The organism is Kutzneria sp. 744 (genome assembly GCF_000568255.1).
Classification (GTDB): Bacteria; Actinomycetota; Actinomycetes; order Mycobacteriales; family Pseudonocardiaceae; genus Kutzneria.
In genome coordinates this window covers 6,584,077-6,598,575 of record NZ_KK037166.1, presented here as the reverse complement: position 1 = coordinate 6,598,575, position 14,499 = coordinate 6,584,077, and the positions used below count along the sequence as shown (strand labels likewise).

Annotated in this window: 8 protein-coding genes; 3 read left to right on the top strand and 5 right to left on the bottom strand. The window is 67.6% G+C overall.

Annotated features, from left to right (window positions below):
• Nucleotides 1–72: 72 nt before the first annotated feature.
• The 3 genes from fusA to rpsL all read right to left on the bottom strand — a co-directional run bounded on the left by fusA (nt 73) and on the right by rpsL (nt 3,101).
• On the bottom strand, nt 73–2,172 hold the full coding sequence (fusA, locus tag KUTG_RS30025; RefSeq protein ID WP_043721502.1) for an elongation factor G: 2,100 nt from the start codon (nt 2,170–2,172) through the stop codon (nt 73–75).
• A gap of 84 nt (nt 2,173–2,256) precedes the next feature.
• Entirely contained in the window at nt 2,257–2,727 is a 471-nt protein-coding gene (gene rpsG / locus KUTG_RS30020) for a 30S ribosomal protein S7 (protein ID WP_043721499.1), read from the bottom strand.
• Nucleotides 2,727–3,101: a 30S ribosomal protein S12 gene (rpsL, locus tag KUTG_RS30015; protein ID WP_025361387.1), complete on the bottom strand. Its 375-nt coding sequence runs from the start codon at nt 3,099–3,101 to the stop codon at nt 2,727–2,729. Before rpsL ends, rpsG begins: the two co-directional genes overlap by 1 nt.
• Nucleotides 3,102–3,582: 481 nt before the next feature.
• On the opposite strand from rpsL, the gene KUTG_RS54045 reads away from it, so the two are divergent.
• Genes KUTG_RS54045 through KUTG_RS30000 form a run of 3 tightly spaced genes read left to right on the top strand, consistent with a single transcriptional unit; the run spans nt 3,583 to nt 6,298 of the window.
• Nucleotides 3,583–4,224, top strand: coding sequence for a YbaB/EbfC family nucleoid-associated protein (locus KUTG_RS54045; RefSeq protein ID WP_198047356.1), 642 nt, complete (start codon nt 3,583–3,585; stop codon nt 4,222–4,224).
• Nucleotides 4,224–5,054, top strand: coding sequence for a WXG100 family type VII secretion target (locus tag KUTG_RS30005; RefSeq protein WP_043721495.1), 831 nt, complete (start codon nt 4,224–4,226; stop codon nt 5,052–5,054). The genes KUTG_RS54045 and KUTG_RS30005 overlap by 1 nt, the downstream gene beginning before the upstream one ends.
• Nucleotides 5,051–6,298, top strand: a complete 1,248-nt coding sequence (locus KUTG_RS30000) for a hypothetical protein (protein ID WP_043721493.1) — start codon at nt 5,051–5,053, stop codon at nt 6,296–6,298. The genes KUTG_RS30005 and KUTG_RS30000 overlap by 4 nt, the downstream gene beginning before the upstream one ends.
• Nucleotides 6,299–6,466: 168 nt before the next feature.
• On the opposite strand, the gene KUTG_RS29995 is transcribed toward KUTG_RS30000, so the two are convergent.
• Both KUTG_RS29995 and KUTG_RS29990 read right to left on the bottom strand, forming a co-directional pair.
• Nucleotides 6,467–10,366 carry a DNA-directed RNA polymerase subunit beta' gene (locus tag KUTG_RS29995; protein ID WP_043721491.1) on the bottom strand — a complete coding sequence of 1,300 codons (3,900 nt, stop codon included), beginning with the start codon at nt 10,364–10,366 and terminating at the stop codon, nt 6,467–6,469.
• Nucleotides 10,367–10,459: 93 nt separating this feature from the next.
• A complete protein-coding gene (locus KUTG_RS29990; protein WP_043721488.1) occupies nt 10,460–13,939 on the bottom strand; it encodes a DNA-directed RNA polymerase subunit beta in 3,480 nt (1,159 codons plus the stop codon).
• Nucleotides 13,940–14,499 lie beyond the last annotated feature (560 nt).

The following is a 14,499-nucleotide window of genomic DNA, read 5'->3' as shown; positions in this document are numbered from 1 at the left end:
GTTACGTCAGGGTCGGTTGGTCGGTGACCCGAGATCGACTCCCGGGCCACCGTTGAAAGCGGGCGGGACTGACTACTCCCCGTTCACCTTCGCGATGATTTCCTTCGCCACGTTGGTCGGAACCTCGGCGTAGGAGTCGAACAGCATCGTGTAGTTCGCCCGACCCTGGGTCTTGGACCGCAGGTCGCCGACATACCCGAACATCTCCGACAGCGGAACCAGTGCCTTCACGATACGGGCACCGCTGCGCTCCTCCATCGCCTGGATCTGACCACGGCGGGAGTTCAAGTCGCCGATGACATCGCCCATGTAGTCCTCGGGCGTCGTCACCTCGACAGCCATCACCGGCTCCAGCAACACCGGGTCGGCCTTCCGAGCGGCTTCCTTGAGCGCCATGGAACCGGCGATCTTGAAGGCCATTTCGGAGGAGTCGACCTCGTGGTAGGCGCCGTCCAGCAGCGTCACCTTGATGCCGACCAGCGGGTAACCCGCCAGCACGCCGTACTGCATCGCGTCCTGGGCGCCGGCGTCGACCGAGGGGATGTACTCCCGCGGGATGCGGCCACCCGAGACCTTGTTGTCGAACTCGTACAGCGCGCCGTCTTCGCTCTTCAAGGGCTCGATCTCGATGATCACCTTGGCGAACTGGCCGGAGCCGCCGGTCTGCTTCTTGTGCGTGTAGGAGTACTTCTCCACCTTGCGGCGGATGGTCTCCCGGTAGGCCACCTGCGGCTTACCGATGTTCGCCTCGACCTTGTAGTCGGACTTCATCCGGTTGACGAGCACCTCGAGGTGGAGCTCGCCCATGCCGGCGATGATCGTCTGACCGGTCTCCTCGTCCTGCTTGACCTGGAAGGTGGGGTCCTCCTCGGCCAGCTTCTGGATCGCGGTGCCCAGCTTCTCCTGGTCGGCCTTGGTCTTCGGCTCGATGGCGACCGAGATGACCGGGTCCGGGAAGGTCATCGACTCGAGCACGATGGGCGACTGCGGGTCGCACAGCGTGTCACCGGTCGTGGTGTCCTTCAGGCCGATGGCCGCGTAGATGTGGCCGGCGCTGGCCACCTCGACCGGGTTCTCCTTGTTGGAGTGCATCTGGAAGAGCTTCCCGATGCGCTCCTTGCGGTCCTTGGTCGAGTTGATGACCTGGGTGCCGGCGTTGAGCTTGCCCGAGTAGACCCGGATGTAGGTCAGCTTGCCGAAGAACGGGTGCGCGGCGATCTTGAACGCGAGCGCGGAGAACGGCTCCTCCGAGGACGGCTTGCGGAAGGCCGGCGTCTCGCCGTCCAGCAGCGTGCCCTCGACCGGCGGCACGTCCAGCGGCGACGGCAGGTAGTCGATGACGGCGTCGAGCATGGGCTGCACGCCCTTGTTCTTGAACGCCGAGCCGCACAGCACCGGGTAGGCGACGCGGTCGGTCACGATCTTGCGGATGCCCCGCTTGATCTGCTCGACCGACAGCTCCTCGCCGCCGAGGTACAGCTCCATCAGGGCGTCGTCGGTCTCGGCGACGGCCTCGACGAGCTTCTCGCGGTACTCCGCGGCGATCTCGGCCAGGTCGGCCGGGATCTCCTCGATCGTGTAGTCGTCGCCCTTCTGGACCTCGCCGTGCCAGGTCAGCGCGCGCATCTCGACCAGGTCGACGACGCCGGTGAAGTCGTTCTCGGCGCCGATCGGCAGCTGGATCGGCAGCGGCTTGGCGCCGAGACGCTCCTGGATGGTGCGGACGGTGAAGTAGAAGTCCGCGCCGAGCTTGTCCATCTTGTTGACGAAGCAGATACGCGGGACGTCGTACTTGGTCGCCTGCCGCCAGACCTGCTCGGACTGGGGCTCGACGCCCTCCTTGCCGTCGAACACCGCAACCGCGCCGTCAAGGACCCGCAGCGAGCGCTCGACCTCGACGGTGAAGTCGACGTGCCCCGGCGTGTCGATGATGTTGATCTGGTGGTCGTTCCAGAAGCAGGTGGTCGCGGCGGACGTGATCGTGATGCCGCGCTTCTGCTCCTCCTCCATCCAGTCCATCGTCGCCGCGCCGTCGTGGACCTCACCGATCTTGTAGTTGATCCCGGTGTAGAACAGGATCCGCTCGGTGGTGGTGGTCTTTCCCGCGTCGATATGGGCCATGATCCCGATGTTGCGGACCTTGGCCAGGTCAGTGAGCACTTCCTGTGCCACGGGTTTCTTCCTTGCTTCCGTGCGACTGTGGTCGGTGCGGGCGCCGATCCGTCGCGGCCGGCTCGAAGGCCGGCCGCGCCCGAATCACCAGCGGTAGTGCGCGAAGGCCTTGTTGGACTCGGCCATCTTGTGGGTGTCCTCACGGCGCTTGACGCTGGCGCCGAGACCGTTGCTGGCGTCCAGCAGCTCGTTCATCAGGCGCTCGATCATGGTCTTCTCGCGGCGCTGCCGGGAGAAGGTGATCAGCCAGCGCAGCGCCAGCGTGGTCGAGCGGCCGGGCTTGACCTCGATCGGCACCTGGTAGGTGGCGCCACCGACGCGGCGGCTCTTCACCTCGATGGAGGGCTTCACGTTGTCCAGCGCGCGCTTGAGCGTGACGACCGGGTCGGTGCCGGTCTTCTCGCGGGCGCCCTCGAGCGCCTTGTAGACGATCGCCTCGGCGACCGAGCGCTTGCCGTCCACGAGCACCTTGTTGATGAGCTGCGTCACCAACGGGGAGCTGTAGACCGGGTCAGAGATCAGCGGCCGCTTCGGGGCCGGGCCCTTGCGGGGCATCAGCTCTTCTCCTTCTTCGCGCCGTAGCGGCTGCGCGCCTGCTTGCGGTTCTTCACGCCCTGCGTGTCCAGCGAGCCACGGATGATCTTGTAACGGACACCCGGAAGGTCCTTAACACGGCCACCGCGAACGAGCACCATCGAGTGCTCCTGGAGGTTGTGACCCTCACCGGGGATGTAGGCCGTGACCTCGATCCCGCTGGTCAGCTTCACGCGGGCGACCTTGCGCAGCGCCGAGTTCGGCTTCTTGGGCGTAGTGGTGTAGACGCGGGTGCACACGCCGCGCCGCTGCGGGCTCCCCTTGAGAGCCGCGGTCTTGGTCTTCGCGACCTTGTCCTGGCGGCCCTTGCGGACCAGCTGCTGGATCGTGGGCATAGACCGGCTGCTTCTTCCGTTCGCGTCTTGGCGTCCTCGCGGGCGCCGTGGACTCTGTGTACTTGGCCCCTCCGTCCCCCGAGGTCGGGCGTGTCGCCCGCTCACGGGACCCGCGAGAGACCAACTAACTGTCCCAACGGTTTCCGGAGGACTTCCGTGGCCCTGAGGTCGACGCAGCCAGAGACTGCCATCCACAGGCACGCGGAGCGGCCCGACATGGGTCGGGCACGGATACCAAAGATACCTTCCCCGCGCCCCGAGGGTCAAAACGGGGGTCGGGAGCGGACCGGACACGCGTGTCGCATGTGGTGTGTCGCACTCCGACAAGATCGAGCACGAAGATCGGCAAGCCTCCCGGCATTCCTTGTCGACAGCATAGTCGACCGCGTGTTCGAGCCCGTTCCGGGTCGATGTGCGGACGGTGACCACGGCGATGCGGTATGTGTTTATCTCGACACACCGACACGGGGAGAACTGGGGCATGAATCAGGACACCGCCGCGCGCATCGACGCGTTTCGGCGCACTGTGGCGCAGGCGGAAAAGGACACCGACCGCTTCGAGCTGATGCGGCAGGAGATCGCCGCGATCGAATCCACGGAGACCTCGCGCGACGGCGCCGTCACCGTGGTCGCCGGGCCGTCGGGGGCGGTGCGGTCGATCACCATCAGCCCGTCGGCGATGAGCATGTCGGCGCAGGCGCTGTCCCGGCTGGTCACGACCACGTTCCAGCAGGCCGTGGCCAAGGCGGCCCGGCAGCAGGCCGAGATGGTGCAGCGCTACGCCGGCGACCGCACCGACATCGCCGCCCGGGTCAACCGGGTTCAGGAGGAGCTGGCCAACCCACCGGAGCCGCCGTCCGACGGTTGGCACGACGCCCCGCAACGGCCGGAACCCCAGGTCCAGGCCCCTGTTCAGACCCCCGTCCCGCCGGCCCAGCACGGTCAGCACGCGGTGCCCCAGCACGCCCGTCCCGACCGCGAGGAGTACGTCGACGACTCCCTGTCGGAGGGCATCATGACCGACGACGAGGACCGGCCGACGCCACCGCCGGCCGCGCCGTCCCGGCCGCGTCGGGCCGATGACGACGAGGAGTTCCGCTTCGGCTCGGAGGACTCGTTCTGATGGCCGAGGGATTCAGCGTTGTCACCGAGGAACTGGCCCAGTGCGGCTCTCGCGTGTCGTCGATGGCGGGCCAGGCCGACTCCCTGCACGGGCGGGCGGGCGCGGCCGAGGTTCCTTCCCGGTCCTGGGGACTGCTCGGTGAATTGACGACCCACAGCAAGTACGCCGATTTGCAGAACCAGCTCACCGATCACCTGTCGAACATGACCGCCGGCCTGGACAACGCCGGGCAGCGCATTTCCAACACCGCGGATCTGTACCGGGAGATCGACGAGTACCACAAGCGGCAGATCGATCAGGCCGGCGGCGACGACAAGGACCCGGGCAAGACCGATCCCGGCCAGTCCGGAGGGCCGCCCGACGTCACCCCGGTCGACGGCGGCGGCGGGCCCCGCAACACCAACACCGACCAGTACGGCGGCGCGGCCCGGGTCCCCGGCGGCGGCACGGTCGGTGACGGCGGCCCTGTCGGTGGCGGCGCGCCGTCCTATCCGCCGGTCGAGCACGGCGGCCTGCCGCCCAAGGTGCCCGATGCCCCGGTCGACCCGGGCATGGCGCCGAACCTGGGCCAGGACGGCCACCAGAACGTGCACGGCAGGATCACCGTGGAGGTGGAGGGCGGCGGCCCCGTCACCGTCGAGGTGACCGGCGAGGCCCACGAGGACGTCGAGGTCAAGGGCGACATCCAGCAGGCCGGCGGCCAGACCGAGCACGTCGACGTGCACGCGCGGACCGACGACGCCGGCCACGCCAAGGTGGCGCTGAAGGACCCGTCGTACGAGCACATGAGCGGCACGCTGCTCCCGGACAGCACTGAGGAGCGGGCATGACCTCCCTGCCCATCGGCAACACCGCCGTGCTCGACGAGATCTACGGGGCCGGCAACGACGTGCACGCCACCGTCACCGAGATCGAGCAGTACTCGGCCGAGGCCGACGACTCCGGCGGCATCGACCCGTTGAACACGCTGATCAGCAAGGGCCTCAGTTTTGTCATCGACTACATCGAGCCGGTCAAGGAGGCCCTTGAGCTGGTCACCGGCAGCCCGGACGCGCTGAACGCGGCGGCCGAGAACTACTCGCAGCTCTCGGCCGACATCGACCGGCTCGGCCAGCAGCTGCACGACGAGCTGACCCAGGGCTTCGCCCACTGGGAGGGCGACGCCTCCGACGTGGCCCACCAGGAGATGGCCACCTTCCTGGACGGCATCCACGGCACCGCGACGCTGGCCGGCTACATCGTCCAGCTGCTCAAGGCCAGCGCCTCGATGATGCAGGCGGCCAAGGACATCATCATCGGCATCCTGGCCGACTTCGTCGAGCAGATGCTGATCACCTGGGCCATCGGCGCCGCCGCCACGTTCTTCACCGCCGGCCTGTCCGACGCCGCGGCGGCCGCGGCCACCGCCACCGAGGCCAGCGTGGCCATCGGCAAGTCCGGCGCCGCGGTCTCCAAGGTCGAGAAGCTGATCGAGAAGGTCGGCAACCTGATCAAGAAGATCATGGACATGATCCGCAAGATCGCCGAGCTGCTGAAGAAGTTCGCCTCGAAGATCCAGAAGATCGGCGGCAAGCTCGGCGAGGTCGGCAAGAGCATCGAGGAGACCTCGGGCACGCTGGGCAAGGTGATGGGCAAGGGCATCGGCAAGGCCGGCGAGAAGGTCACCGAGATCGGGGCCAACGTCGGCAAGGTCGGCTCCCGGGTCAACGAGGCCGGCACCACCGTCGGCCACATCGGCGAGCACGTCGTCGGCCGCGACGGCAAGGGCCTGATCGGCGACGTCAAGCAGCTGGGCGAGGACTGGGACCACATCACCGGCACCGCCAAGAGCGTGCTCGGCAGCAGCGAGAAGGCGGCCGAGGCCGGGTCCTCCGGGGAGAAGGAGGACGAGGGCTTCGACTGGAAGGGCGAGATCAAGGACGGGGCCAAGGAGATCTACGGCAAGGCCAAGGAGACCATGGACAACCTGCCCGAGCCCGAGCAGTCGGCCGACGACATCGACGACGAGCTGAGCGTGGGCAGCGGCCGCTCCAACTACGAGCGCGAGGCCGCCGAGCACCGCCCCGTCTACTGAGGACAGACATATGGCCCGCCGCCCCGGCTTGGGGTGGCGGGCCATATGTGTCGTTCGGGGGTCCGGGGGCTTGCCCCCGGTGTGGGGGTCTGGGGGCTCAGCCCCCAGAAGGCGCTAAGTGCGATCCATGCCTGAGTTCTTCCCAGGCATGGATCGCCCAGATCGCACTTACCGATAGTCGCGACCGAAGTCGTAGTCGTCCAGCGGAACCGCCGCACCCGTGCCGGTGCCGAAGACGTCCGGCGTGTAGTAGCCGTCGTCGTAGGACGGGATCGCGTAGGCCGCGGCCCGCGCTTCCTCCGTCGGCTGCACCTGGATGTTGCGGTAGCGGTTGATGCCGGTGCCGGCCGGAATCAACTTACCGATGATGACGTTTTCCTTCAGGCCGATGAGCTTGTCGCTCTTGCCGTTGATGGCGGCGTCGGTGAGCACCCGGGTGGTCTCCTGGAAGGAGGCCGCCGAGAGCCACGACTCCGTCGCCAGCGAGGCCTTGGTGATACCCATCAGCACCGGACGGCCGGAGGCCGGCTCGTTGCCCTCGGCGACGACGCGACGGTTGGACGTCTCGAAGTCGCTGCGCTCGATCGGGGCTCCCGGCAGGAACTCCGTCGCGCCCGAGTCGATGATGATCACGCGGCGGAGCATCTGCCGCACGATCACCTCGATGTGCTTGTCGTGGATGGACACACCCTGCGACCGGTACACCTTCTGCACCTCGTTGACCAGGTGCAGCTGGGCCTCGCGGGGGCCCATCACGCGCAGCACCTCGTGCGGGTCCGGGGTGCCCTCCAGCAGCTGCTGGCCGACGGCGACGTGGTCGCCGTCCTGCAGCGGGCCGTCCGGGGTGATGGCCAGGCGCTGACGCTTGGACAGCTTGTCGAAGATGATCTCCTCGCTGCCGTCGTCCGGCACCAGGGTGATCTTCCAGAACCGGTCGCCGTCCTCGATCCGCACGCGGCCGTCGACGTCGGCGATCGGCGCCTTGCCCTTGGGCACGCGGGCCTCGAAGAGCTCCTGGACACGCGGCAGACCCTGGGTGATGTCGTCCGCGCCGGTGGCGCCACCCTGGTGGAAGGTACGCATGGTCAGCTGCGTGCCGGGCTCACCGATCGACTGGGCGGCCACGATGCCCACCGCCTCGCCGACGTCCACCAGCTTGCCGGTGGCCATCGAGCGGCCGTAGCAGCTGGCGCACACGCCGACAGCCGACTCACAGGTCAGCACGGAGCGGACCTTGACCCGGATGGTGCCCACCCGGATCAGCGTGTCCAGAGCCGGGTCGCCGAGGTCGGCGCCGCGGTTGAGCGCCACGTTGCCGTCCGAGTCGGTGATGTCCTCGGCCAGCGAGCGCGCGTACACGCTGGTACGCGCGTACTCGTGCATCACGACCTTGTCGCCGACCTTCTCGCCGACGGTCATCGTGACGCCGCGGTTGGTGCCGCAGTCGACCTCACGGATGATCACGTCCTGCGAGACGTCCACCAGACGACGGGTCAGGTAACCCGAGTCGGCGGTCTTCAGCGCGGTGTCGGCCAGACCCTTGCGGGCGCCGTGCGTGGCGATGAAGTACTCCAGAACCGACAGGCCCTCGCGGAACGAGTTCTTGATCGGCCGCGGGATGTACTCACCCTTCGGGTTGGTCACCAGACCACGCATACCGGCCAGCGACCGGACCTGCGTCATGTTGCCGGCCGCGCCGGACTTGACGATGATCCGGATGGAGTTGTCCTCGGGGAACGCGGTCTCCATCAGCTTGGCGACCTCGTCGGTCGCCGACTGCCACACCTTGACCAGCTCGTTGTTGCGCTCGGCGTGCGAGAGCTGACCGCGCTGGTAGCGCTTCTCGACGGCCTCGGCCTTGCCCTCGTACTCGTTGAGGATGGCCTGCTTCTCCGGCGGCACGAGCACGTCGGAGATGGCGACCGTCACACCCGAGCGGGTGGCCCAGTAGAAGCCGGCGTCCTTGAGCTTGTCCAGCGTCCGCGCCACGGTGACCATCGGGTACCGCTCGGCGAGGTCGTTGACGATCTCACCCTGCCGCTTCTTCGGCATCTCCTCGTTCATGAACGGGTAGTCCGGCGGCAGCAGCTCGTTGAACAGCACCCGGCCGAGGGTGGTCTCGGCCAGCCACGGCTGACCGGGCTCCCAGTCCTCGGGCTCCTGGCCCCGCGGCGGCACCTGGTCGTTGAGCCGCACCTTGATCGGCGCCTGCAGGCCGATCACCTTGCGGTCGAACGCCATGATCGCCTCGGCGACCGAGGAGAACGCCTTGCCGGCGCCCTCGGCCTCCGGCTTGAACCGGGTCAGGTGGAACAGACCGGTGACCATGTCCAGACGCGGCATCGCCAGCGGCCGCCCGGAGGCGGGCGACAGGATGTTGTTGCTGGACAGCATCAGGATGCGGGCCTCGGCCTGGGCCTCGGCCGACAGCGGCAGGTGCACGGCCATCTGGTCGCCGTCGAAGTCGGCGTTGAACGCCTCACAGACCAGCGGGTGCAGCTGGATGGCCTTGCCCTCGACCAGCTGCGGCTCGAAGGCCTGGATGCCGAGGCGGTGCAGCGTGGGCGCCCGGTTGAGCATCACCGGGTGCTCGGTGATGACCTCTTCCAGCACGTCCCACACGGCCGGCCGGGCGCGCTCGACCATGCGCTTGGCCGACTTGATGTTCTGCGCGTGGTTGAGGTCGACCAGCCGCTTCATCACGAACGGCTTGAACAGCTCCAGGGCCATCGCCTTGGGCAGGCCGCACTGGTGCAGCTTGAGCTGCGGGCCGACCACGATGACCGAACGGCCGGAGTAGTCGACGCGCTTGCCGAGCAGGTTCTGGCGGAACCGGCCCTGCTTGCCCTTGAGCAGGTCGGACAGCGACTTGAGCGGGCGGTTGCCCGGGCCGGTGACCGGCCGGCCGCGGCGGCCGTTGTCGAACAGCGCGTCGACGGCCTCCTGCAGCATCCGCTTCTCGTTGTTGACGATGATCTCGGGCGCGCCGAGGTCGATCAGTCGCTTCAACCGGTTGTTGCGGTTGATCACGCGGCGGTACAGGTCGTTCAGGTCGGAGGTGGCGAACCGGCCACCGTCGAGCTGAACCATCGGCCGCAGATCCGGCGGGATCACCGGGATGCAGTCGAGCACCATGCCCATGGGCGAGTTGCGAGTCTGCTGGAACGCCGCGACGACCTTGAGCCGCTTGAGCGCGCGCAGCTTCTTCTGGCCCTTGCCGCTGCGGATGGTCTCCCGCAGGAAGTCGGCCTCGGCGTCGACGTCGAAGTCCTTCGCCAGCTGCTGGATGGACTCGGCGCCCATCGAGCCGGTGAAGTAGTCGCCGTAGCGGTCGATCAGCTCGCGGTAGAGCATCTCGTCGGCGATCAGCTGCTTGGTGTCGAGCTTGGTGAAGGTGGTCCAGATCTCGTCAAGCCGGTCCAGCTCACGCTGGGCGCGGTCGCGGAGCTGGCGCATCTCCCGCTCGCCGCCCTCCTTGACCTTGCGGCGCACGTCGCTCTTGGCGCCCTCGGCCTCGAGCTCGGCCAGGTCGGCCTCGAGCTTCTGGGCGCGGGCCTCCACGTCGGCGTCGCGGCGGTTCTCGACGCGCTTGCGCTCGACCTGCATCTCGCTCTCGAGCGTGGGCAGGTCGTTGTGGCGCAGGTCGCCGTTCACCGAGGTGATGACGTACGCGGCGAAGTAGATGATCTTCTCGAGGTCCTTGGGGGCCAGGTCGAGCAGATAGCCCAACCGGCTGGGGACGCCCTTGAAGTACCAGATGTGGGTGACCGGCGCGGCCAGTTCGATGTGGCCCATCCGCTCACGGCGCACCTCGGCGCGGGTCACCTCGACGCCGCAGCGCTCACAGATGATGCCCTTGAAGCGGACGCGCTTGTACTTGCCGCAGTAGCACTCCCAGTCCCGGGTCGGACCGAAGATCTTCTCGCAGAAGAGTCCGTCCTTCTCGGGCTTGAGGGTGCGGTAGTTGATGGTCTCGGGCTTCTTGACCTCGCCGTAGGACCACTGGCGGATGTCGTCTGCGGTGGCAAGGCCGATGCGGAGCTCATCGAAGAAGTTGACGTCGAGCACGTCGGCTCTTCTCCCCTTCGGGTTGATTGCTGCCTGGGGGTCGGGACGCCGACTCCGGCGTTTCGGGGAACACCGGAGTCAGCGCGGCGAAGGTCAGTTCACGACGTCGTCGACGGACGGCGACTCGTTCCGGGAGAGGTTGATGCCGAGGTTGGCGGCCGCCCTCTCCAGGTCCTCGTCGTCGCCGTCACGCATCTCGATCGCGGCGCCGTCGCTGGAGAGCACCTCCACGTTGAGGCAGAGGGACTGCAGCTCCTTGAGCAGCACCTTGAACGACTCCGGCACCCCGGGCTCGGGGACGTTCTGGCCCTTGACGATGGCCTCGTACACCTTCACGCGGCCCAACTTGTCGTCGGACTTGATGGTGAGCAGTTCCTGGAGGGTGTATGCGGCGCCGTACGCCTGCATCGCCCAGCACTCCATCTCACCGAAGCGCTGGCCACCGAACTGCGCCTTACCACCCAGCGGCTGCTGCGTGATCATCGAGTACGGGCCGGTCGACCGGGCGTGGATCTTGTCGTCGACCAGGTGGAGCAGCTTGAGGATGTACATGTAGCCGACCGCGACCGGGAACGGGTACGGCTCGCCGCTGCGCCCGTCGAGCAGCGTGGCCTTGCCGTTCTGGCCGACCATGCGCTCGCCGTCGCGGTTCGGGGTCGTCGACCCGAGCAGGCCGATGATCTCCTCCTCGCGGGCGCCGTCGAACACCGGCGTCGCGGTGTTCGTGTTCGGCGGCACCTCGTAGAGCTCCTCGGGCATCTTGGACGCCCACTCCGGGTCGCCGTCGATGCTCCAGCCCTGCTTGGCGATCCACCCGAGGTGGGTCTCCAGCACCTGGCCGATGTTCATACGACGGGGCACACCGTGCGTGTTCAGCACGATGTCGACCGGCGTGCCATCCGGCATGAACGGCATGTCCTCGACCGGCAGGATCTTGCCGATGACGCCCTTGTTGCCGTGCCGGCCGGCGAGCTTGTCGCCGTCCTGGATGCGACGCTTCTGGGCGACGTAGACGCGGACCAGCTCGTTCACGCCGGGGGGCAGCTCGTCGTCGTCCTCCCGGCTGAACACCCGGATGCCGATGACCTTGCCGGTCTCGCCGTGCGGCACCTTCAGCGAGGTGTCGCGCACCTCGCGGGCCTTCTCGCCGAAGATCGCGCGCAGCAGCCGCTCCTCCGGGGTCAGCTCGGTCTCGCCCTTGGGCGTGACCTTGCCGACCAGGATGTCGCCGTCGCGAACCTCGGCGCCGATCCGGATGATGCCGCGCTCGTCGAGGTCGGCGAGGACCTCCTCGGAGACGTTCGGGATGTCCCGCGTGATCTCCTCGGCGCCGAGCTTGGTGTCGCGGGCGTCGATCTCGTGCTCTTCGATGTGGATCGAGGTGAGCACGTCGTCCTGGACCAGACGCTGGCTCAGGATGATCGCGTCCTCGTAGTTGTGACCCTCCCACGGCATGATCGCGACGAGCAGGTTCTTGCCCAGCGCCATCTCGCCGTTCTGGGTGCACGGACCGTCCGCGATGACCTGGCCGTGCTCGACCCGGTCGCCCTCGTTCACGATGGGCTTCTGGTTGATGCAGGTGCCCTGGTTGGACCGGCGGAACTTGTGCATCGCGTAGGTCTGACGGCTGCCGTCGTCGGCCATCACGGTGATGAAGTCGGCGGAGAGCTCCTCGACCACACCGGACTTCTTGGCGATGACCACGTCGCCCGCGTCGACCGCGGCGCGCAGCTCCATGCCGGTGCCGACCAGCGGGGACTCGCTGCGCAGCAGCGGCACCGCCTGACGCTGCATGTTGGCGCCCATGAGCGCGCGGTTGGCGTCGTCGTGCTCGAGGAACGGCACCATCGCGGTCGCCACCGACACCATCTGGCGCGGCGAGACGTCCATGTAGTCCACGTCCGCGGTGTCCGCGAGGTCGGTCTCGCCGCCCTTGCGGCGGACCATGACGCGGTCCTCGAGGAAGTTGCCCTCGTCGTCGACCAGGGTGTTGGCCTGGGCCTTGACGTAGCGGTCCTCCTCGTCCGCGGTCAGGTAGTCGATCTGGTCGGTGACCCGGCCGTCGACGACCTTGCGGTACGGGGACTCGATGAAGCCGAACGGGTTGACCCGCGCGAACGAGGACAGCGAGCCGATCAGGCCGATGTTCGGGCCTTCCGGCGTCTCGATCGGGCACATCCGGCCGTAGTGGGACGGGTGCACGTCGCGCACGTCCATGCTGGCGCGCTCACGGGAGATACCACCCGGGCCGAGCGCGGACAGCCGACGCTTGTGGGTCAGACCGGCCAGCGGGTTGGTCTGGTCCATGAACTGCGACAGCTGCGAGGTGCCGAAGAACTCCTTGATCGCGGCCACGACGGGCCGGATGTTGATCAGGGTCTGCGGGGTGATCGCCTCGACGTCCTGGGTGGTCATGCGCTCACGCACGACCCGCTCCATGCGGGACAGGCCGACCCGGATCTGGTTCTGGATCAGCTCGCCGACGGTGCGCAGGCGGCGGTTGCCGAAGTGGTCGATGTCGTCGACCTCGACCGGCACCGTGGTGTCGCCGGCCGTCATCTCGGTGTCGCCCGCGTGCAGGCGGACCAGATACTCGATGGTGGTGACGATGTCGTCCTCGGTCAGCACACCGGTGGACACCGGGAAGCCGAGGCCCAGCTTCTTGTTGACCTTGTACCGGCCGACCTTGGCCAGGTCGTAGCGCTTCTCCTTGAAGAACAGGTTCTCCAGCAGCGCCTGCGCGCTCTCCTTGGTCGGCGGCTCGCCCGGGCGCAGCTTGCGGTAGATGTCCAGCAGCGCCTCGTCCGGCCCGGCCGTGTGGTCCTTCTCCAGCGTGGCCAGCAGCGTCTCGCTGAAGTGGAAGCGCTCGCGGATCTGCTCCGTGGTCCAGCCGAGGGCCTTGAGCAGCACGGTGACCGGCTGGCGGCGCTTGCGGTCGATGCGCACGCCGACGGTGTCGCGCTTGTCGACGTCGAACTCCAGCCAGGCGCCCCGGCTCGGGATGATCTTGACGTTGAAGACGTCCTTGTCGGTCGTCTTGTCGATCGCGGTGTCGTAGTAGACGCCGGGCGAACGCACGAGCTGGGAGACCACCACCCGCTCAGTGCCGTTGATGATGAACGTGCCCTTGTCCGTCATCATCGGGAAGTCACCCATGAACACCGTCTGGCTCTTGATCTCGCCAGTGGTGTGGTTGGTGAACTCCGCGGTGACGAACAGCGGGGCCGCGTACGTCATGTCCTTGTCCTTGCAGTCCTCGACGGAGGCCTTGACCTCGTCGAAGCGCGGGTCGGAGAAGGACAACGACATGGAGCCCGAGAAGTCCTCGATCGGGGAGATCTCGTTGAGGACCTCTTCGAGACCACCGGTCGGGGCCTCGTCACCGGCGTCGACCCGGCGCTGGAACCACGCCTCATTGCCGGTGAGCCACTCGAACGAATGAGTCTGCAGTTCGAGGAGGTTGGGAGCGGCCAGCGGCTCGCGGATCTTCGCGAACGAGACACGCCGAGGTGCTCCGGGAATTCCGGTGGAGTTGGTCGCAGCAGTGGCCTTGGTCGCGCGGGAGACTGCCAAGATGCGTCCTTCCAGGGACTGATGTACTGGCGGCAGCCGCGTCAGCAGGGACTAACGCGTCTGTCAAGGGTGCGTGGCTCCCCGAATCCCGTGCTCTCGGCGAAGGGCAAACGGACAGAGGGCAGCGCAAAGGGGCAGTCTAGCCCGGAGAATGGCAACTGTCGAGGGGTCCCTGGAAGGCCCACGGCGGTGCTCACCGACAGAGTGACCCTGCCCAGGCTCGCAGTCAAGGTGTCACCGGCCGATCACTCCAGTGGCGGACAGCAAATCCACCCGCTTGGACCGCGCTGACCAGCGGCGACGGTCGGACGGGCAGATGATCACACTCGAAAGAGGTTGGCACACCCTGGCGGGTCGCCAGGGTCACCACGGCCGAAACAGTGTGGCGAACGTCACTTCCGGAAGCACTGGTGAAGATCGCGCAAGGGGGTGTCGCGAGCCGCTCAAGCACCTCCGTGAGCGCCCGGTCGAGCACCCTTTCCCCGGGGCCGACCGGGGCGGCCGGGCGCACGTGCAGCACCGCGGCGTAGCCGGCCACCGCGCCCGCGGCCGGGCCCTCC